Below are 17,220 nucleotides of genomic sequence, written 5' to 3'. Positions count from 1 at the left end.
TGTGGGAGCAAGCTTTGCTCCCACAGTGTTTTGTGTGGCTTGAGGTCAGCGACGGTCGGCGACTACGCCGATGAGCACCAGAACTACCAACAACACCGGCGCCAGGCTGTAGTTGTTGAACTGGCTCAGGCCGCGCACGATCCATGGCGTGGCATAGATCAGCGCAGCGCCGCTGCCAATCAGGCACAGCAGGGCCATCAGCGGGACGCGCAAGGCGCCGGCGATGCTGCCCAGGCGTTGCTCGACCCAGCCTTTGAAATCCGCACCGAACAGCACCAGCAGGCAACCCACCAAAGCCAGGGCGATTTCCGAGAGGTTGCTACGGCTCCAGCGAGACACGGTGGCGAGCAGGTCGAGTATCAAATCCATTCGTTTTCCCTTAGGGCTGAATTCAGCTCAGAAATTTCTGCAGCAAGTCGTTGAGGAACAGTTGTCCGCGCTCGGTGGCCGCCAGACGTGACGGTTCGACCTGTAGCAGACCACTTTGTTCGGCTTCGCGGCGGCTTTCGGCCAGGCTTTCCAGGGGTAATCCAGTGCGCTCGGTATACAGTCGCGACTCGACACCCGCGGTCAGGCGCAGGGCGTTCATCAGGAACTCGAACGGCATTTCTTCATTGGTCAGCGCTTTCTCGCCGGCCTGAAAGCGTTTTGCCGGGTTCAGGTAGTCCTTCGGCAGACGGGTTTTCCAGGTGCGGATGATGCGCCCGTCCGGATGGCTGAGCTTGCCGTGGGCGCCGGCACCGATGCCGATGAAGTCACCGAAACTCCAGTAGTTGAGGTTATGCCGTGCCGGACGACCGGGCTGGGCGTAGGCCGAAACTTCATACTGGGCGTAACCGTGTTCAGCCAGCAGCGCCTGGCCAGCCTCCTGAATGTCCCATAGCGTGTCGTCCTCGGGCAGCGTCGGCGGCTGGTTCCAGAACACCGTATTCGGCTCCAGGGTCAGCTGATACCAGGACAGATGGGTCGGCTTCAAGGCGATGGCCTGGCGCAGGTCGCTCAAGGCGTCGTCCAGCGACTGATCGGGCAAACCGTGCATCAAGTCCAGGTTGAAGTTATCGAACCCGGCCTGGCGCGCCATTCCAGCCGCTCGCACCGCTTCGTCGCCGTTGTGGATCCGCCCCAGCGCCTGGAGCTTTTCCTGCTGGAAGCTCTGGATACCGATCGACAGGCGATTGATGCCCAGCGCGCGGTACGCCACGAATTTCTCTTGCTCGAACGTTCCCGGATTGGCTTCCAGGGTGATTTCGATGTCGCTGGCAAACGGGATGCGTTGTTCGACACCCTTGAGCAAGCGGCCCAATGCCTGAGCGCTGAACAGGCTCGGCGTACCGCCACCGAAGAAGATCGAACTCAGCTCGCGGCCATAAACGGCGTGCAAGTCCTGATCAAGGTCTGCCAGCAGCGCATCCACATACTCTTCTTCCGGCAGCACCGGGCTGGCGGTATGGGAGTTGAAGTCGCAATAAGGGCATTTGCGCACACACCACGGAATGTGGATGTACAGCGCCAGGGGCGGCAGCACAGGCAAGGCCGCCCGAGGCGTTTGCGCGCCGCCGAAGATCAGTGGCGCGGATGATTCAATGGTCATTTCAAGCCCAGACGCTGGCGCAGCAGATCCATTGCACGGGCGCGGTGACTGATCTGGTTCTTGTCGCCGGGGCTTAGCTCGGCGCTGGAGCAATCGCGCTCAGGCACCCAGAACAACGGGTCGTAGCCAAAACCGTGTTCGCCGCTGGCCTGGGTCAGGATGCGCCCGTGCCACAGGCCTTCGCAGAGAATCGGCAGCGGATCGTCGGCATGCCGCACCAGCGCCAGTACGCAAACGAACTGCGCGCCACGATCGGCTTGCGGCACGTCCTTCAACACGTCGAGCAGTTTGGCGTTGTTCGCCGCATCGCCCTTGCCGTCGGCATAGCGCGCCGAGTAGATGCCTGGCGCACCGCCGAGGAAATCCACCGCCAGCCCGGAATCGTCAGCCAGTGCCGGCAAACCGGAAATGCGCGCGGCATTGCGGGCTTTGAGGATGGCGTTCTCGACGAACGACAGACCGGTTTCTTCAGGCTCCACGCTGCTGAACTCGCCGATCGAGCGCAGTTGCACCGACTCGCCGAGCATGGCCTGGAGTTCCTTGAGTTTGCCGGCGTTGTGGCTGGCCAGTACGAGTTGCGTGAAGTTGATCATTCGCCGGGAAAGAGCTCTTGGTTGAAGTTGATGGTGTTGATTTTGTCACCGGTCTGCACCTTGATGTCGAAGGTGCGGGTTTCCTGCTGATCCACCGGGTATTGGGCGATGTAGTAGATCGCGCCTTGTTCGGTAATCTGTTTGAAGTTCAGATTCACGCTTTGGCTGGTCAGGTCTTTGACCGTGCCGCTGACCTGGGCCATCTGCGGTTTGCCGTCCTTGAGCACCGAAATATTGATCACGCCCTGATTCTTGCTGCGGGTAAGCTCTGCTGCCTTGGCGATGTCCGGTGTCAGGAACGTGGAGTTGAACGTGTTGTAGTGCACCGTCGTGTCACCAAAGACTTCCTTGCGTTCACCTTTGATCGCATCAGCGGCCACGGCCGTGACGCTCAGGCAGGCGGTGAGTAGAACTAGCGCTAGACGACCCATGATCATTCTCCTCGAAATTAGGTGTTCAGACCGCGACCTTGTGGTCTGCAAGCCCCGGGCTGCTGACACGGTAAATGCCGATCTCACCTAACAGATTAGGCCATAGCTTACTGGCCCACCCGTGCCGATGCTGTTGATCCACGGCCAGCCGATCAATGACCTTGGCTTCACGTTCGCGGCACAAGGCTTCAAAGTCGGCGAAGGTGCAGAAGTGGATGTTCGGCGTGTTGTACCAGGTGTACGGCAAAAACTCGGAAACCGGCATCCGGCCCTTGCTCGCCAGGTACCAGCGGCAGCGCCAGTGTCCGAAATTCGGGAAGGTAATGATGCACTGGCGGCCGACCCGCAGCATTTCGTCGAGGATCTTGTCCGGATAGTGCACCGCTTGCAGCGCCTGGGTCATGACCACGATGTCGAAGCTGTTGCTGGCGAAGTTGCCCAGGCCCTTGTCCAGGTCCTGTTCGATGACGTTGATGCCCTTGGCCACGCACTCGGCGATGTTGTCCGCGTCGTTTTCCAGGCCATAGCCGGTGACTTGCTTGTTGTCGCGCAGCCAGGTCAGCAGTTCGCCGTCGCCGCAACCGAGGTCGAGCACGCGGCTGCCGGCGGGGATCCATTCCTGGATGATTTCCAGATCAGCTCTCATGGCTATCTCACAACGTAATGCGGTTCATGTAATTGCCGAACGCCTGCAAGTAGCGCGGGATCGGAATCAGGAAGGCGTCGTGGCCTTGCGGTGCGTCGATTTCCAGGTAACAGACATCCTTGCGCGCGGCCATCAGCGCATCCACCAGTTCCCGCGAGCGGGCCGGGGAGAAGCGCCAGTCGGTGGTGAACGACATCACGCAGAACTTGGCGGTGGCACCCGCGAAGGTTTTCGCCAGGTCATCGTCGAAGTTGGCCGCCGGGTCGAAATAGTCCAGGGCCTTGGTCATCAGCAGGTAGGTGTTGGCGTCGAAACGTCCGGAGAACTCTTCACCCTGATAGCGCAGGTAGCTTTCGACCTGGAACTCGACACTGTGGAAGTCGTAGTTGAGCTTCTCGCTTTTCAGGCCGCGACCGAATTTTTCGCCCATGGAGTCGTCGGACAGGTAGGTGATGTGCCCGACCATCCGCGCCAGCATCAGCCCGCGCTTGGGGATCACGCCCTGTTCCTGGAACGAACCGCCGTGGAACTCAGGATCGGTGAGGATCGCCTGGCGCGCCACTTCGTTGAAGGCGATGTTCTGCGCCGACAGCTTGGGTGCCGAGGCGATGGCCAGGCAATGCCGCACACGGTCCGGATAGGAGATGGTCCATTGCAATGCCTGCATGCCGCCCAGGCTACCGCCGATGACGGCGGCCCATTGGCCGATGCCCAACAGATCCGCCAGGCGTGCCTGGCTGTGCACCCAGTCTTCCACGGTCAGTACCGGGAAATCGGCACCAAACGGCTTGCCGGTCTCCGGATTAATGCTGCTCGGGCCTGTGGAACCGTTGCAGCCGCCGAGGTTGTTCAGGCTGACCACGAAGAACTTGTTGGTGTCGATCGGTTTGCCGGGGCCGATGCAGCTGTCCCACCAACCGGGCTTGCGGTCGTCGGGGCTATGGAAGCCGGCCGCGTGATGATGGCCGGACAGGGCGTGGCAGATCAGCACGGCGTTGCTCGCCGTGGCGTTCAGCGTGCCGTAGGTCTCGAAAATCAGGTCATAGGCCGGGAGCGAACGACCGCAGGCCAACGCCAGGGGTTCGCTGAAGTGCGCCACTTGCGGCGTCACCAGACCAACAGAATCGGGGGGGAAGGCAGCTGGCATCGACCCTGCTCTCGTTGAAATGAGGCGTAAGTCTAAAGACCACTGGGGTTAGCGGCAAGCAAAGGCCGGGCCTGATTTTTCCCAGGTAGACCGAGGCGCGGCATTCGCGAGCAGGCTCGCTCCCACAATGGAATGCGTATCCCCTGTGGGAGCGAGCCTGCTCGCGATGAACGATGACGCGGTGCAGCAGAATCAGATCAGGCCAAACAGCTCCCGCGGCATCAGCGCGTAGTACGCCAGGCGCGGGATCAACCAGCTTTGCAGCAGTTGCAGGGCGATAAAGGCGAAGATCGGTGAAATATCGAGGCCGCCCAGGTTCGGAATGATCCGGCGAAACGGTGCCAGTACCGGTTCGGTGATCTGCTGCACCAGTTCTGCGCCAGGATTGTGGCTACCCGGAGCGACCCAGGACAGGATCACACTGATGATCATCGCCCAGAACAGGATCTTCAAAAACAGCGCGAAGATGCCGATCAGCGCCCATGGCGCCAGAAACAGTACATCGACCTGATAGCCACTGAGCAACAGGATGACCGCGAACAACGCCATCTGCACCAGCAGCGCCAGTACCAGCGAGGACATGTCCAGGCCGAACATGCTCGGGATGACCCGACGCAGTGGCTTGAGCAGTGGTTGAGTGGCCTTGACGGCGAACTGGCAGAGCGGGTTGTAGAAGTTCGCCCGCACCAGTTGCAGGATGAAGCGCAACAGCACAATCAGCAGATACAGGCTGCCCAGGGTTTGAATCACAAAAATGGCAGCGTCATTGAGTCCGAGCATTGTTGATTCCTTTTTAAGTGCTGATTAGCGGCCAAGTTGCTCAGCCATCTCGGCCGAGCGGTGCGCGGCGGCGCCGAGTGCTTTTTCGACCAGTGCTTCGAAGCCATCGGCCTGGAACGACTTGATGGCCGCTTCCGTCGTGCCTGCGGGCGAAGTGACGCGGCGACGCAACTCGGCGGCGTCGACGTCACTGGCCACGGCCATGTGCGCGGCGCCCAGGGCGGTTTGCAGCGTCAGTTGAGCGGCGATGTCTGCCGGCAGGCCGAGCTTCACGCCAGCGGCGGTCATGGCTTCGATCAGCAGGAAGAAATATGCGGGGCCCGAGCCGGAAACCGCGGTGACCGCGTCCAGTTGTTGTTCCTCGTCCAGCCACAGGGCGGTGCCGACCGCCGACAGTAGTTCCTGGGCTTGCTGGCGCTGTTCGGCGCTGACCTGGGCGGTGGCGAACAAGCCACTCACGCCCTGGCGCAGCAATGCCGGTGTGTTGGGCATGCAGCGCACGATTGGCTGGGCACCGAGCCAGTTGTTCATGCTGGCGCAGGTGATGCCGGCGGCAATCGAAACCACCAGTTGCCCGGGTTTCAGGCTTGGGCGAATGGCTTCGCAAACGGCTTTCATCGCCTGGGGTTTGACTGCCAGTACGACGACGTCCGCGCCTTGAATGGCTTCGGCGTTGTCGGCAAACACTTCGATGCCGTGTTCGGCGCTCACGCGAGCACGGGTTTCATCGCCCGGATCGCTGGCGCGGATCTGTGCGGCCTCGAGACCTTTGGCCCGCAGGCCGCCGATCAGGCTGGCGGCCATGTTGCCGGCACCGATAAAGGCAATACGCGTCTTGCTCATGTCAGGTCCTTATAAAGAGTTGGGTCAGCCACGGTCATGGCTGGCCGTAGTCGCGGGCGCCGAACAGGGCCGTACCGATACGCACCCAGGTGGCACCCTGGGCGATGGCCGACTCCAGGTCGTGGCTCATGCCCATGGAAAGTGTGTCGAGCGGCAGGTTCAGGCTGGCTTGCAGGCTTTGCACGGTGGCGAAAGCCGCATCCTGTTCGGCGCGATCTTCCGTCGGCTCGGGAATGGCCATCAGCCCGCGCAAGTTCAGGCGCGGAAGGGCGCTGATGGCGTTGGCCAGGGCCGGAAGGTCGGCCGGGGTGCAGCCGGATTTGCTGGCTTCACCGCTGACGTTGACCTGGATGCAGATGTTCAGGGGCGGCAGATCGGCAGGACGTTGTTCGGACAGGCGTTGTGCGATTTTCAGGCGATCCACGGAATGCACCCAGTCGAAATGCTCGGCGATAGCGCGAGTCTTGTTCGATTGAATGGGGCCGATGAAGTGCCAGATCAAGGGCAGGTCGGCCAATTCGAGCTGCTTGCCCAGGGCTTCCTGCAAGTAGTTTTCGCCAAAGTCACGCAGGCCGGCGGCATAGGCTTCGCGCAGGTCCTGTGCGGGTTTGGTCTTGCTCACGGCCAGCAGCTGGACGCTGTGTTCGTCACGATGGGCGGCGAGTGTTGCGGCGTGTATGCGCGAACTTACCCGTTCAATGTTGTCTGCTATGGTGGACATTCAAGAGGCGCCAGCAGGTCTGAGGTTGGCGGCATTCTACTGGAATTGAGAGGTGCTATGGATATCACTGAGTTGTTGGCGTTCAGTGCCAGACAAGGAGCTTCGGACCTGCACCTGTCCGCCGGCCTGCCGCCGATGATCCGCGTTGACGGTGATGTGCGGCGTATCAACTTGCCGCCCTTGGATCACAAGGAAGTACAGGCGCTGATCTACGACATCATGAACGACACCCAGCGGGTGGATTTCGAAAAGCATCTGGAAACCGACTTTTCCTTCGACGTGCCCGGGGTGGCGCGTTTCCGGGGCAACGCGTTCAATCAGAGCCGCGGAGCCGGCGCGGTGTTCCGCACGATCCCGTCCAGGGTCCAGAGCATGGACGAGCTGGGCATGGGCGACGTGTTCCGCAAGATGACCGATGCGCCCCGGGGGCTGGTGCTGGTGACCGGGCCGACCGGTTCCGGCAAGTCCACCACGCTGGCGGCGATGATCGATTACCTGAACAATCATCGCCATCACCATATCCTCACCATCGAAGATCCGATCGAGTTCGTCCACGAGTCGCGTAAATGCCTGATCAATCAGCGCGAAGTCCACCGCGATACCCGCAGCTTCGCCACGGCCCTGCGCTCGGCGCTGCGCGAGGACCCGGATGTGATTCTGGTGGGGGAGATGCGCGATCTGGAAACGATTCGCCTGGCGCTGACCGCTGCCGAAACCGGTCACCTGGTGTTCGGCACGCTGCACACCACGTCGGCGGCGAAGACCATCGACCGGATTGTCGATGTGTTTCCGGGGGACGAGAAATCCATGGTGCGTTCGATGCTCTCCGAATCGCTGCTGGCGGTGGTGTCCCAGACGCTGGTCAAGAAAATCGGCGGCGGGCGTGTAGCCGCCCACGAAATCATGCTGGGTACGTCGGCGATCCGTAACCTGATCCGCGAGGACAAGGTGGCGCAGATGTATTCATCGATTCAAGCGGGCGGGTCGCTGGGGATGCAGACGCTGGATATGGGCTTGAGGGATCTGGTGGCCCGGGGATTGGTCAGCCGTGATCATGCGCGGGAGAAGGCGCGGTCGTCGGATAATTTTTGAGAGTGTTGTCGTGGTTTTCCAGGACGCCTTCGCGAGCAGGCTCGCTCCCACAGGGGAATGCAATCCAATGTGGGAGCGAGCCTGCTCGCGAAGGGGGCGGTATGTTCGATGCAGATTTCAGGTGCTGGAATCAGCGCTGAACAACCTGCAACGCTTTCTGGTCTTTCGGCAGAACCCGCTTGGCCACCACGTAGTGGTTTTCCCAATACGGTTTCTTCAGGGTGTCGATGGTCACCGACTTGCCGCGGCGAGGCGCGTGGATGAAGCGGTCGTTGCCCAGGTAGATGGCAACGTGATTGACTCGACGGCTCTTGATGTTGAAGAAAATCAGATCACCCGGTTTCAGGTCGGCGCGATCGACTTTGTCGCCATGACCGCTGGCCATGGCATTGGAAGTGCGCGGCAGGTCAAACGTGGCGTCATTGAAGGCGTATTTCACCAGCCCGCTGCAATCGAAACCTTTGCTCGGGCTGCTGCCGCCCCAACGGTACGGCGTGCCGAGGACGTTGACGGCGCGGCTCAGCACATTGCTGCTTTCCTTGGTCGCCATGGGCGGAACCAGCCCGCTTTTGTTGCTGACCAACTGTGGAGCGTGTTTGCTCGATTTTTTGCTTTTGCTCGAAGGAGCAGAGGCATGGGATTTTGGGGTGTAACCATTAACGTTCGGAAGACGTTGCTCACGATTGGTGGCGTGGGCGGCCAGTGGCAATAATAGGCAAATGGTTAGCCATGTCTTGAAAAATGGACGCATTAGGCAAGGCTCGTATGGGTTAGCGCGCAACTTTATAACAGCTTTTTTTGGCATTCCGAGGCCGTTGGTCGATTCCATCGGGGTCTAACGGAACCAAACAAGCGGTAAATTGACGCAATTGTCCGACAGAAGTCAGGTGCTACAAGGGTTTGACGGAGGGGAACTTAACATTTGCCATACGTCGGCTGCTCGTAAAAAAGTCACAAAGATTTAAAGAATATTTATCTATCGTGTGAATCGAGGTCATCCATGAACACCTATCAACCCCCCGTCCCGCATCAGGACACCCACAGTAAAGTGATCGGATATTTGCTTTGGGTTTTCGGTTTTACCGGTGCTCATCGCTTCTATTACGGCAAACCGGTAACCGGGACGATCTGGTTCTTCACGTTCGGTTTGCTGGGGATTGGCTGGTTGATCGACGTTTTCCTGATCCCGGCAATGGACCGCGAAGCAGACCTGCGGTTCACTGCCGGTCCGATCGAATACAACGTGGCGTGGATTCTGCTGACGTTTCTCGGGGTGTTCGGCGTACACCGGATGTATCAGGGGAAATGGATCAGCGGTTTGCTGTACCTGCTGACGGGTGGATTGTTCTTCGTGGGGGTGTTGTATGACTTCTGGACGTTGAACGACCAGGTTTCGCTGCGTAATGCCCAGAATAGAGGTGCATTCCAGTAAGTCTTCGCGAGCAGGCTCGCTCCCACAGTGGATGTAAGTTAACTGCAAATTTTGCGGCCAACGGATATCCCTGTGGGAGCGAGCCTGCTCGCGAATGCAGGCAACTCGGTCTTATGCCTGGTGACTGATCCGCCCATCCACCAGGGTATAACGCACCACACCCGGCAGGCTGTGGCCAATGAACGGGCAGTTCTCACCCTTGGACAGCCAGGTCTCACCGGCCACGGTCGAAGCTGCAGGATCGAACAGCACGATATCCGCCGCACCACCGACCGCCAGTTTCCCCGCCGGCAGGCGCAGCGCCTCGGCAGGGCCGTTGCCTAGGCGTGCCAGCAACGTCGGCAAGTCCAGCAAGCCGTCTTCCACCAAAGTCATCGCCAATGGCAGCAACAGCTCAACACTGCTGATTCCAGGCTCTGTGGCCCCGAACGGCGCCAGTTTGGCGTCCCGCTCATGGGGTTGGTGATGGCTGGAAATGGCCGAGACAACACCGGATTTCACTGCCCCACGCAGGCCATCGCGGTCGGCGCGGGTGCGCAGCGGCGGCTGGACGTGATAGAGGCTGCTGAAGTCGATCAGCGCTTCATCGGTCAGGATCAACTGGTAGAGCGCCACATCCGCCGTAACTTTCAAGCCACGAGCCTGGGCCTGAGCGATCAGGGCCACGCCCCGGGCGCTGGTGAGTTGGCTGAAGTGCGCGCGTACGCCGGTTTGCTCAACCAGCAGCAGATCCCGGGCCAGGGCCACGGTTTCTGCGGTCTCCGGAATACCCGGCAAGCCGAGGAAGCTTGCGGTCGGGCCTTCATGGGCCAGTCCGCCTTCGGCGAGGTCGTGATCCTGGGAGTTGAAAATCACCGTCAGGTCGAAGGTTGCCGCGTAGTCCAGCGCCCGGCACAGGGTGCGGGTGTTGCGGAAGCTCTCCAGGCCGTTGCCGAAGGCCACGCACCCGGCATCGCGCAGGGCGACCAGTTCGGCCAGCTGTTCGCCGTCCAGGCCTTTGCTCAGCGCGCCGATCGGGAACACTTTGGTGTTGCCGGCTTCGCGGGCGCGGTCGAGGATCAGTTCGGCCACCGCCGAAGTGTCCAGCACGGGTTTGGTTTTTGGCGGGCAGCACAGGCTGGTGATGCCACCGGCCGCGGCGGCACGGGTTTCGCTGGCGATCGAGCCTTTGCGGCTGTAGCCCGGTTCGCGCAGGGCGACGTTGAGATCGACCAGGCCAGGGGCGGCCACCAGGCCTTTGGCGTCGATGGTGTCGACAGCGACGAAGTCGGCCGGCGCGGCGCCAATGGCGACGATCTTGCAGGCTTCTACATGGATATCGGTAACTTGATCCAGGCCACTGGCCGGATCGATGACGCGGGCGCCGAGAATGCTGAGCTTCACTGAACGTTCTCCTGCTCGAATTGGCGCTGCGCAGTTTGTCCGCTCATGGCCATGGATAGCACCGCCATACGAATCGCGATGCCGTAGGTCACCTGGTTAAGGATCACCGAGTGCGGGCCGTCGGCCACCGCCGATTCGATCTCCACGCCACGGTTGATCGGGCCCGGGTGCATGACGATGGCATCGGGCTTGGCGCCGGCCAGGCGCGCGGTGGTCAGGCCGAACAGGCGGTAGAACTCGCCTTCGCTGGGCAGCAGGCCGCCGGTCATGCGCTCACGCTGCAGGCGCAGCATGATCACCACGTCGACATCTTTCAGGCCTTCGGTCATGTCGGTGTAGACCTTCACCCCGTATTGCTCGATGCCGATCGGCAGCAGGGTCTTCGGCGCGATCACGCGGATGTCCGGGCAGCCCAGGGTTTTCAGCGCCAGCATGTTCGAGCGCGCGACCCGCGAGTGCAGGATGTCGCCGACGATGGCCACCGACAGGTTTTCGAAACCGCCCTTGTGTCGGCGAATGGTCAACATGTCGAGCATGCCCTGGGTCGGGTGGGCGTGACGGCCGTCGCCGCCGTTGATGATCGCCACTTGCGGGCACACGTGCTCGGCGATGAAGTGTGCGGCGCCGGAATCACCGTGGCGCACGACGAACATGTCGGCGGCCATGGCTTCCAGGTTGCGCAGGGTATCGAGCAAGGTTTCCCCCTTGCTCGCCGACGATGTCGACACGTTCAGGGTGATCACGTCCGCCGACAGGCGCTGGGCCGCCAGTTCGAAGGTGGTGCGGGTGCGGGTGGAGTTCTCGAAGAACACGTTGCACACGGTCTTGCCGCGCAACAACGGGACCTTCTTTACCGCCCTGGCGCCGACTTCAAGGAAGGAGTCGGCGGTGTCGAGGATTTCCGTCAGCAACTCGCGGCGCAAACCGTCGAGCGAGAGGAAGTGGCGTAGCTGGCCCTGGTCATTGAGCTGCAGCGGGCGCTTGGTTTCTGGAGGCGTCATCGCAAGGGGGACTCTCGATAGGGCGAATTAAAGGGCGAGGTCTTGCAGTTCGAGCGTAAGCTCCGGGCCGGACAGCTTCACTCGTTCGTGGGCCGCCAGGGACAGGGTCGCACCCAACACGTTCGGGCGGATCGGCAGCTCGCCGGCGTCCAGGTCCAGCAGGCACACGAGGGTCACGCTGGCCGGGCGGCCATAGTCGAAGAGTTCGTTCATGGCGGCGCGGATGGTGCGGCCGCTCATGAGCACATCATCGATCAGCACCAGGTGCTGGCCTTCGATTTCGAACGGCAGGGCCGAGGGGCGCACTTGCGGGTGCAGGCCGTTCTGGCTGAAGTCGTCGCGATAAAAGGAAACGTCGAGCGTGCCGAGGGGCTCCTGGCTCCCCAGCTCTTTGAGCAGGGCCTGGGCTACCCAGACACCGCCGGTGCGGATGCCGATGTAACGCGGTTCGCTGATGCCACGGTGTTCCAGGTGTGCCTTGAGACGGATCGCCATCTGGCTGATCAGTTCGGCGGGATTGGGCAGGCTCATGGTTGCTCCTTCTTGGGCCCGAGCGAGCGTGTGCTTGAGGTGGCTCGGGTTGTAGCTAAAAAAGACGCGTGGCGGCTCTTCAGGATCAGGTGCATCAGGACTCGAACAGTGCGCTGTTTTCGTCGAGCCAGCCTTGCAGCAGCAGGGCAGCGGCGATGGCATCGACCGGGTTGTCACGGTAGCTGCCCTTCTGGCCGCCACGGGCCAGGCGTTCACCCTTGGCTTCGAAGGTGGTCAGGCGTTCGTCGTGGGTATAGAAGGGCAGGTTGAAACGGCCGTTGAGGCGGCGGGCGAATTTTTCCGCACGGGCGCACATTTCGCTGGGCGTGCCGTCCATGTTCAATGGCAAGCCGACCACCACGGCGTCGGGTTTCCATTCCTTTATCAACGCATCGACCTTATCCCAGTCGGGAATGCCGTTCTGCGCTTTCAGGGTGCACAACTCACGAGCCTGACCGGTAATCACCTGGCCGACCGCAACGCCGATCGATTTGGTGCCGTAGTCAAAACCCAGAATCAGCCGCAGGGCCATCAGGCGTGCCCCGCCTGGCTGGTGAGCAGGCTGAGGTTGATGCCCAGGTGTTTGGCTGCCGCTTCGAGGCGCAGCTCACTGCTGGTGTTGAACAGGATGTCGGCGTTGAACGGGCAGGTCAGCCAGGCGTTCTGCGCCAGTTCAGCTTCCAATTGCCCGGCCTCCCAGCCGGCGTAACCGAGGACGATCAGGCTTTTGGCCGGGCCGACCCCATCGGCGATGGCGAACAGCACGTCCTGAGACGTCGACAAGGACAAATCGTCTTCCAGATCAACGGTCGCCTGGAAGGACTTGCCAGACGGGTGCAGGACAAAACCGCGATCGGTCTGGACCGGCCCGCCGATGAAGATCGGCACATGCTGGCAAAGGACTGGCGGCTCGATCTCAGGGCGCAATTGCTCGAGGATATCGGCCAGGTTCAGGTCCTGCGGGCGATTGACCACCAGCCCCATGGCACCATTGGCCGTGTGCTCGACGATGTAGGTCAAGGTGTGCGCAAAGTTCGGGTCGACCATGTGAGGCATGGCGATCAGGAAGTGATGCTTGAGGTAGCTGGGGTTGACGTTTTTCATGAGCGCTAGTGTGGCGTTGGAGGGGCGAACTGACAAGCTGGGGATGCGCAGGAAATGGCGTAAATCCCTGATAACGACTCGGACCACTGTGGGAGCGAGCCTGCTCGCGAAGAGGGAGTGTCAGTGACATTAATGTTGCCTGACACACTGCTTTCGCGAGCAGGCTCGCTCCCACAGGGTGGATATGGAGAGTCAATTGCTGGAGAGGCGATCCCCGCGCGCAAATTTCCAGGTGCGGATGATCTCCAGGCGGTCGATGTCCGACAAATCGCCGGTAAACGGTGCAAAGGGTGCCGCCAGGCGCACGATGCGCTGGGCCGCCTGATCCAGCAGTGGTTGCCCGGAGGATTCCAGCACCAGCACCTCATACAGCGAGCCGTCGCGGTTGATCGATACCATCAGGCGCAAATTCCCGTAAATCTGTTGGCGACGGGCTTCGTCCGGATAATTGAGGTTGCCGATGCGCTCGACCTTCTTGCGCCATTCGTCCTTATACCAGGCGCCCTTGTCACGCATGGTCGAGGCGGCGCTCAGGCGGTGGATGCGTGGGCGTTTGGCGTATTGCTGTTGCTCGTTGGCCAGTTCCGCTTCCAGGCTGGCGATGTCGCTGGACAGCTGTTCAGTGTCGAACGTCGGCGCAGCGATCGCAGGTTTGGTGACAGGCTTGGGCTCTTCGGTCTTGGTCGCTGCTTTTTTCGGCTTCGGCGCGACGGTGGTCACGGCAGCCTTGGGCGCCGTTTCCTGAATTTCAGGCTTGGCCGCGGGTGGAGGTGTCACTTTCTGCACCTTGTTGTCCTGGAACGGCGCGACCTCGGTGGTCTTGGGAATGGCCTTTTTATCCAGGGTGCCGCTGCCTTGCTGATTTTCCTGAGCGAGAAAATCGGCTTTTTCCGGCTTCTTTTCGCTTTTGAAGGTGGCGAGGGTGATTTCCAGGGTTCTGCTGATCTGTTTGGGTTCGACCACCGTAAAGCCGACGCCCAGCAGCAGCGCCAGGTGCACCAGCGCCGCCAGAAACAGGGTAAAACCGAGGCGATCGGCCGGGCGCACGCCGCTATGGGCGAGTTCGGGGGGCAGATCGGACGGGAGGGTCATGACAAGGAAACCAACATCGCGTTTTCACAGGCCGCGCATGATAACGCAATGTTGGTTTGGCTTATCAACGGGCCTTGAGCTTCTGATCGATGGCATCCATCAACAGGCCGCCGATGTCAGTGCCGAAGGCATTGTCGATCTCGCGGATGCAGGTCGGGCTGGTAACGTTGATTTCGGTCAGATGCTCGCCAATCACGTCCAGACCCACAAACAGCAGGCCTTTCTCGCGCAGGGTCGGGCCGACTTGGGCGGCGATCCAGCGATCTTTCTCGGTCAGCGGACGCGCTTCGCCACGGCCACCGGCAGCAAGGTTGCCACGGGTTTCGCCTGCGGCGGGGATACGTGCCAGGCAGTAATCCACCGGCTCGCCGTCGATCATCAGGATGCGCTTGTCGCCATCGACGATGGCCGGCAGGTAACCCTGGATCATGATCTGTTGCTGACCGTGCAGGGTCAGGGTTTCAAGGATCACCGACAGGTTCGGGTGGCCGGCGGTGTGACGGAAGATTGAAGAACCGCCCATGCCGTCCAGCGGCTTGAGGATCACGTCGCCGTGGTGATCGGCGAATTCGCGCAACACGTCCGGGCGGCGGCTGACGATGGTGGGCGGCGTGCATTGCGGGAACAGCGTGGCGAACAGCTTTTCGTTGCAGTCGCGCAGGCTCTGCGGCTTGTTGACCACCAGCACGCCGGCGCTTTCGGCTTGTTCCAGCAGATAGGTGGAATACACGAACTCCATGTCGAACGGTGGATCCTTGCGCATCAGGATCACATCCAGGTCACTGAGCAGGGCATCTTGCTCGGCTTCCAGTTCGAACCATTTTTCCGGGTTGGCGAATACCTTGAGCGGACGCATGCGCGCCCGAGCCTGGCCTTCGGCCTGGTAGAGGTCGCGCTGTTCCATATAGAACAGTTCCCAGCCGCGCTTCTGCGCGGCCAGCAGCATGGCCAGCGAGCTATCCTTTTTATAGGAGATGCTGGCGATAGGGTCCATGACAATCCCGACGCGAACGCTCATGGGTCTTTCCTCGAAAGTTGGGGGCGCAATGTCGATCTACTGTAGGAGCGAGCCTGCTCGCGATGGTGGATCAGTTGCATTGGTGTCGACTGACACTCCATCGCGAGCAGGCTCGCTCCTACAGAAGAGCAGGCCAAAGGACCGTGTAAAAGTGGCGTCAGAGTGGCGCCGAGTGTGTTCCCGGTCAAGGAAAAACCACTGCCATGGCCGGTCGATAGATTGGATTTGGAGACTGTGCTAAAAAGGCTGCCATGTTGGGCTGGCCCTTGAACATCAAGGGTTTCGAGCCACCTGTTACCGCAAATGGACAATTTGATTCGCAAAGGCGACGGCAGAGCATTTATGGAACAGCATTCCAGCGCCTTGAAGGTGATGGTGATCGACGATTCGAAGACGATTCGCCGCACCGCCGAAACACTGCTCAAGAACGTGGGTTGTGAGGTCATCACGGCCATCGACGGTTTCGATGCCCTGGCCAAGATTGCCGACAATCACCCCGGCATCATCTTCGTCGACATCATGATGCCGCGTCTGGATGGCTATCAGACCTGCGCTTTAATCAAGAACAACAGTGCGTTCAAGTCCACGCCAGTGATTATGCTGTCGTCCAGGGACGGGTTGTTCGACAAGGCCAAGGGGCGCATCGTCGGCTCCGACCAGTTTTTGACCAAGCCTTTCAGCAAGGAAGAACTGCTGAACGCGATCCAGGCCCATGTTCCGGGCTTCGCCGCCGTTCTGCCGCAGTAAGACACCTGAAGTGACGCTCGGCCAGCGGGCCGTGTGCCGACAAGAATGGGGAAGACCATGGCACGTATTCTGATCGTCGATGATTCGCCGACTGAAATGTACAAACTGACCGGCATGCTGGAAAAGCACGGTCATGAAGTCTTGAAAGCCGAAAACGGCGCCGACGGCGTGGCCCTGGCCCGCCTGGAAAAACCCGATGCGGTGCTGATGGACATCGTCATGCCCGGCCTCAACGGGTTCCAGGCAACCCGTCAGTTGACCAAAGACCCGGAAACCGGGCACATCCCGGTGATCATCATCACCACCAAGGATCAGGAGACCGATAAGGTCTGGGGCACGCGCCAGGGTGCCAAGGACTACCTGACGAAACCGGTCGACGAAGAAACGCTGCTCAAGACCCTGAACAACGTGCTCAACGGTTGAACGTGCGGCCATGACCGAGTCGCTGACGGCCTTTGAGCTGCTGCTGCAGATCGACCAGCGCTGTCGTCTGTTGGCCGCGGACCTGCCGTCCCAGCCGACCCGGCAGGACAGCTGGAGCGGCATCGGTTTTCGCCTGGGCGAGCACTGGTACGTCGCGCCCATGGGCGAGGTCAGTGAAGTGCTGCACGAGCCGCGCTTTACCCAGGTGCCGGGCGTCAAGTCCTGGGTCAAGGGCGTGGCCAATCTGCGCGGGCGCTTGCTGCCGATCATGGATTTGGGCGCTTTCTTTTCTGCTAAAGAGCCTGGTCATGAGCTGTCGACGCCGCGCAGGCAGCGTCGGGTGTTGGTGGTGGAACATCAAGAGGTGTTCGCCGGGCTGATGGTCGATGAGGTTTTCGGTCTACAGCATTTTGCCCGGGACAGCCTGGAGCCTGTGCCGGCCGACGAAGCGCCGGGACCGATGTCGGCGTTTGTCGAAGGTTGTTTTCAAGGCGAGCAGAACTGGCGGGTGTTCAGTCCGTTTGCATTTGTGCGGTCGCAAGGATTCATGAACATCGCGGTGTAGCTCTGGCTCTTTGTGGGAGCGAGCAGGCTCGCGATGGAGTGTCAGTCGACATCAATGCTGCTGATACACCATCGCGAGCA

General features: G+C 60.8%; 22 protein-coding genes. 5 read left to right on the top strand and 17 right to left on the bottom strand.

From position 1 onward, the window contains the following. Positions 1-45 precede the first annotated feature (45 nt). The 9 genes from LAB08_RS28585 to LAB08_RS28545 all read right to left on the bottom strand — a co-directional run bounded on the left by LAB08_RS28585 (position 46) and on the right by LAB08_RS28545 (position 6,752). Positions 46-369: a DUF3392 domain-containing protein gene (locus LAB08_RS28585; RefSeq protein ID WP_096514400.1), complete on the bottom strand. Its 324-nt coding sequence runs from the start codon at positions 367-369 to the stop codon at positions 46-48. 22 nt (positions 370-391) lie between these two features. Then, positions 392-1,591 (bottom strand): radical SAM family heme chaperone HemW, encoded by a 1,200-nt coding sequence (hemW, locus tag LAB08_RS28580; protein WP_096514401.1) that lies wholly within the window; start codon positions 1,589-1,591, stop codon positions 392-394. Then, positions 1,588-2,184, bottom strand: coding sequence for an RdgB/HAM1 family non-canonical purine NTP pyrophosphatase (gene rdgB, locus LAB08_RS28575; protein ID WP_096514402.1), 597 nt, complete (start codon positions 2,182-2,184; stop codon positions 1,588-1,590). Before rdgB ends, hemW begins: the two co-directional genes overlap by 4 nt. Next, positions 2,181-2,615 (bottom strand): DUF4426 domain-containing protein, encoded by a 435-nt coding sequence (locus LAB08_RS28570; protein WP_096514403.1) that lies wholly within the window; start codon positions 2,613-2,615, stop codon positions 2,181-2,183. Before LAB08_RS28570 ends, rdgB begins: the two co-directional genes overlap by 4 nt. A 25-nt stretch (positions 2,616-2,640) precedes the next feature. After that, a complete protein-coding gene (metW, locus tag LAB08_RS28565; protein ID WP_060542415.1) occupies positions 2,641-3,261 on the bottom strand; it encodes a methionine biosynthesis protein MetW in 621 nt (206 codons plus the stop codon). 7 nt (positions 3,262-3,268) lie between these two features. Further along, positions 3,269-4,408 carry a homoserine O-succinyltransferase MetX gene (gene metX, locus LAB08_RS28560; RefSeq protein WP_096514404.1) on the bottom strand — a complete coding sequence of 380 codons (1,140 nt, stop codon included), beginning with the start codon at positions 4,406-4,408 and terminating at the stop codon, positions 3,269-3,271. A 192-nt stretch (positions 4,409-4,600) separates the two neighbouring features. Then, a complete protein-coding gene (locus LAB08_RS28555; RefSeq protein WP_096514405.1) occupies positions 4,601-5,188 on the bottom strand; it encodes a YggT family protein in 588 nt (195 codons plus the stop codon). Between the two features lie 24 nt (positions 5,189-5,212). Further along, entirely contained in the window at positions 5,213-6,031 is an 819-nt protein-coding gene (gene proC, locus LAB08_RS28550; RefSeq protein WP_096514406.1) for a pyrroline-5-carboxylate reductase, read from the bottom strand. Positions 6,032-6,065: 34 nt separating this feature from the next. Continuing rightward, positions 6,066-6,752: a YggS family pyridoxal phosphate-dependent enzyme gene (locus LAB08_RS28545; protein WP_096514407.1), complete on the bottom strand. Its 687-nt coding sequence runs from the start codon at positions 6,750-6,752 to the stop codon at positions 6,066-6,068. Positions 6,753-6,809: 57 nt separating this feature from the next. Between LAB08_RS28545 and LAB08_RS28540 the strand changes: the two genes are divergently transcribed. Next, entirely contained in the window at positions 6,810-7,844 is a 1,035-nt protein-coding gene (locus LAB08_RS28540; protein WP_096514408.1) for a type IV pilus twitching motility protein PilT, read from the top strand. Between the two features lie 130 nt (positions 7,845-7,974). Here LAB08_RS28540 and LAB08_RS28535 read toward each other — a convergent pair whose 3' ends face one another. Continuing rightward, positions 7,975-8,595: a C40 family peptidase gene (locus LAB08_RS28535; RefSeq protein WP_096514409.1), complete on the bottom strand. Its 621-nt coding sequence runs from the start codon at positions 8,593-8,595 to the stop codon at positions 7,975-7,977. Positions 8,596-8,844: 249 nt separating this feature from the next. On the opposite strand from LAB08_RS28535, the gene LAB08_RS28530 reads away from it, so the two are divergent. Further along, positions 8,845-9,276 carry an NINE protein gene (locus LAB08_RS28530; protein WP_096514410.1) on the top strand — a complete coding sequence of 144 codons (432 nt, stop codon included), beginning with the start codon at positions 8,845-8,847 and terminating at the stop codon, positions 9,274-9,276. 111 nt (positions 9,277-9,387) lie between these two features. Here LAB08_RS28530 and LAB08_RS28525 read toward each other — a convergent pair whose 3' ends face one another. The 7 genes from LAB08_RS28525 to gshB all read right to left on the bottom strand — a co-directional run bounded on the left by LAB08_RS28525 (position 9,388) and on the right by gshB (position 15,405). Further along, positions 9,388-10,659 (bottom strand): dihydroorotase, encoded by a 1,272-nt coding sequence (locus LAB08_RS28525; protein ID WP_096514411.1) that lies wholly within the window; start codon positions 10,657-10,659, stop codon positions 9,388-9,390. Then, on the bottom strand, positions 10,656-11,660 hold the full coding sequence (locus tag LAB08_RS28520) for an aspartate carbamoyltransferase catalytic subunit (RefSeq protein ID WP_096514412.1): 1,005 nt from the start codon (positions 11,658-11,660) through the stop codon (positions 10,656-10,658). The genes LAB08_RS28525 and LAB08_RS28520 overlap by 4 nt, the downstream gene beginning before the upstream one ends. 27 nt (positions 11,661-11,687) lie before the next feature. After that, positions 11,688-12,191 carry a bifunctional pyr operon transcriptional regulator/uracil phosphoribosyltransferase PyrR gene (gene pyrR, locus LAB08_RS28515; protein WP_096514413.1) on the bottom strand — a complete coding sequence of 168 codons (504 nt, stop codon included), beginning with the start codon at positions 12,189-12,191 and terminating at the stop codon, positions 11,688-11,690. 94 nt (positions 12,192-12,285) lie between these two features. Then, positions 12,286-12,723, bottom strand: a complete 438-nt coding sequence (ruvX, locus tag LAB08_RS28510) for a Holliday junction resolvase RuvX (RefSeq protein ID WP_096514414.1) — start codon at positions 12,721-12,723, stop codon at positions 12,286-12,288. Continuing rightward, on the bottom strand, positions 12,723-13,295 hold the full coding sequence (locus tag LAB08_RS28505; RefSeq protein WP_096514415.1) for a YqgE/AlgH family protein: 573 nt from the start codon (positions 13,293-13,295) through the stop codon (positions 12,723-12,725). Before LAB08_RS28505 ends, ruvX begins: the two co-directional genes overlap by 1 nt. A 192-nt stretch (positions 13,296-13,487) precedes the next feature. Beyond that, positions 13,488-14,387, bottom strand: coding sequence for an energy transducer TonB (locus LAB08_RS28500; RefSeq protein ID WP_096514416.1), 900 nt, complete (start codon positions 14,385-14,387; stop codon positions 13,488-13,490). Positions 14,388-14,451: 64 nt separating this feature from the next. Beyond that, a complete protein-coding gene (gene gshB, locus LAB08_RS28495; protein WP_096514417.1) occupies positions 14,452-15,405 on the bottom strand; it encodes a glutathione synthase in 954 nt (317 codons plus the stop codon). 342 nt (positions 15,406-15,747) lie between these two features. Between gshB and pilG the strand changes: the two genes are divergently transcribed. The 3 genes from pilG to LAB08_RS28480 are packed head-to-tail and all read left to right on the top strand — an operon-like array spanning position 15,748 to position 17,140. Continuing rightward, the gene (gene pilG, locus LAB08_RS28490; protein ID WP_096515628.1) at positions 15,748-16,152 is read left to right on the top strand and encodes a twitching motility response regulator PilG; all 405 of its coding nucleotides are present in this window, start codon (positions 15,748-15,750) and stop codon (positions 16,150-16,152) included. Between the two features lie 57 nt (positions 16,153-16,209). Next, complete coding sequence (gene pilH / locus LAB08_RS28485) at positions 16,210-16,575, top strand: twitching motility response regulator PilH (RefSeq protein ID WP_096514418.1); 366 nt, start codon at positions 16,210-16,212, stop codon at positions 16,573-16,575. Positions 16,576-16,585: 10 nt separating this feature from the next. Next, positions 16,586-17,140 (top strand): chemotaxis protein CheW, encoded by a 555-nt coding sequence (locus LAB08_RS28480; protein ID WP_096514419.1) that lies wholly within the window; start codon positions 16,586-16,588, stop codon positions 17,138-17,140. The last annotated feature ends 80 nt before the right edge of the window (positions 17,141-17,220 follow it).

Source organism: Pseudomonas izuensis (assembly GCF_002356535.2).
GTDB classification, from domain to species: domain Bacteria; phylum Pseudomonadota; class Gammaproteobacteria; order Pseudomonadales; family Pseudomonadaceae; genus Aquipseudomonas; species Aquipseudomonas izuensis.
Note: the sequence above shows the minus strand (reverse complement) of the source record. Positions and strands in the feature narration are given on the sequence as shown.

What these genes read in the sequence shown, in the direction of transcription:
- LAB08_RS28585 (WP_096514400.1), bottom strand. Translation starts at nt 369, where the DNA reads ATGGATTTGATACTCGACCTGCTCGCCACCGTGTCTCGCTGGAGCCGT.
- hemW (WP_096514401.1), bottom strand. Translation starts at nt 1,591, where the DNA reads ATGACCATTGAATCATCCGCGCCACTGATCTTCGGCGGCGCGCAAACG.
- rdgB (WP_096514402.1), bottom strand. Translation starts at nt 2,184, where the DNA reads ATGATCAACTTCACGCAACTCGTACTGGCCAGCCACAACGCCGGCAAA.
- LAB08_RS28570 (WP_096514403.1), bottom strand. Translation starts at nt 2,615, where the DNA reads ATGGGTCGTCTAGCGCTAGTTCTACTCACCGCCTGCCTGAGCGTCACG.
- metW (WP_060542415.1), bottom strand. Translation starts at nt 3,261, where the DNA reads ATGAGAGCTGATCTGGAAATCATCCAGGAATGGATCCCCGCCGGCAGC.
- metX (WP_096514404.1), bottom strand. Translation starts at nt 4,408, where the DNA reads ATGCCAGCTGCCTTCCCCCCCGATTCTGTTGGTCTGGTGACGCCGCAA.
- LAB08_RS28555 (WP_096514405.1), bottom strand. Translation starts at nt 5,188, where the DNA reads ATGCTCGGACTCAATGACGCTGCCATTTTTGTGATTCAAACCCTGGGC.
- proC (WP_096514406.1), bottom strand. Translation starts at nt 6,031, where the DNA reads ATGAGCAAGACGCGTATTGCCTTTATCGGTGCCGGCAACATGGCCGCC.
- LAB08_RS28545 (WP_096514407.1), bottom strand. Translation starts at nt 6,752, where the DNA reads ATGTCCACCATAGCAGACAACATTGAACGGGTAAGTTCGCGCATACAC.
- LAB08_RS28540 (WP_096514408.1), top strand. Translation starts at nt 6,810, where the DNA reads ATGGATATCACTGAGTTGTTGGCGTTCAGTGCCAGACAAGGAGCTTCG.
- LAB08_RS28535 (WP_096514409.1), bottom strand. Translation starts at nt 8,595, where the DNA reads ATGCGTCCATTTTTCAAGACATGGCTAACCATTTGCCTATTATTGCCA.
- LAB08_RS28530 (WP_096514410.1), top strand. Translation starts at nt 8,845, where the DNA reads ATGAACACCTATCAACCCCCCGTCCCGCATCAGGACACCCACAGTAAA.
- LAB08_RS28520 (WP_096514412.1), bottom strand. Translation starts at nt 11,660, where the DNA reads ATGACGCCTCCAGAAACCAAGCGCCCGCTGCAGCTCAATGACCAGGGC.
- pyrR (WP_096514413.1), bottom strand. Translation starts at nt 12,191, where the DNA reads ATGAGCCTGCCCAATCCCGCCGAACTGATCAGCCAGATGGCGATCCGT.
- ruvX (WP_096514414.1), bottom strand. Translation starts at nt 12,723, where the DNA reads ATGGCCCTGCGGCTGATTCTGGGTTTTGACTACGGCACCAAATCGATC.
- LAB08_RS28505 (WP_096514415.1), bottom strand. Translation starts at nt 13,295, where the DNA reads ATGAAAAACGTCAACCCCAGCTACCTCAAGCATCACTTCCTGATCGCC.
- LAB08_RS28500 (WP_096514416.1), bottom strand. Translation starts at nt 14,387, where the DNA reads ATGACCCTCCCGTCCGATCTGCCCCCCGAACTCGCCCATAGCGGCGTG.
- gshB (WP_096514417.1), bottom strand. Translation starts at nt 15,405, where the DNA reads ATGAGCGTTCGCGTCGGGATTGTCATGGACCCTATCGCCAGCATCTCC.
- pilG (WP_096515628.1), top strand. Translation starts at nt 15,748, where the DNA reads ATGGAACAGCATTCCAGCGCCTTGAAGGTGATGGTGATCGACGATTCG.
- pilH (WP_096514418.1), top strand. Translation starts at nt 16,210, where the DNA reads ATGGCACGTATTCTGATCGTCGATGATTCGCCGACTGAAATGTACAAA.
- LAB08_RS28480 (WP_096514419.1), top strand. Translation starts at nt 16,586, where the DNA reads ATGACCGAGTCGCTGACGGCCTTTGAGCTGCTGCTGCAGATCGACCAG.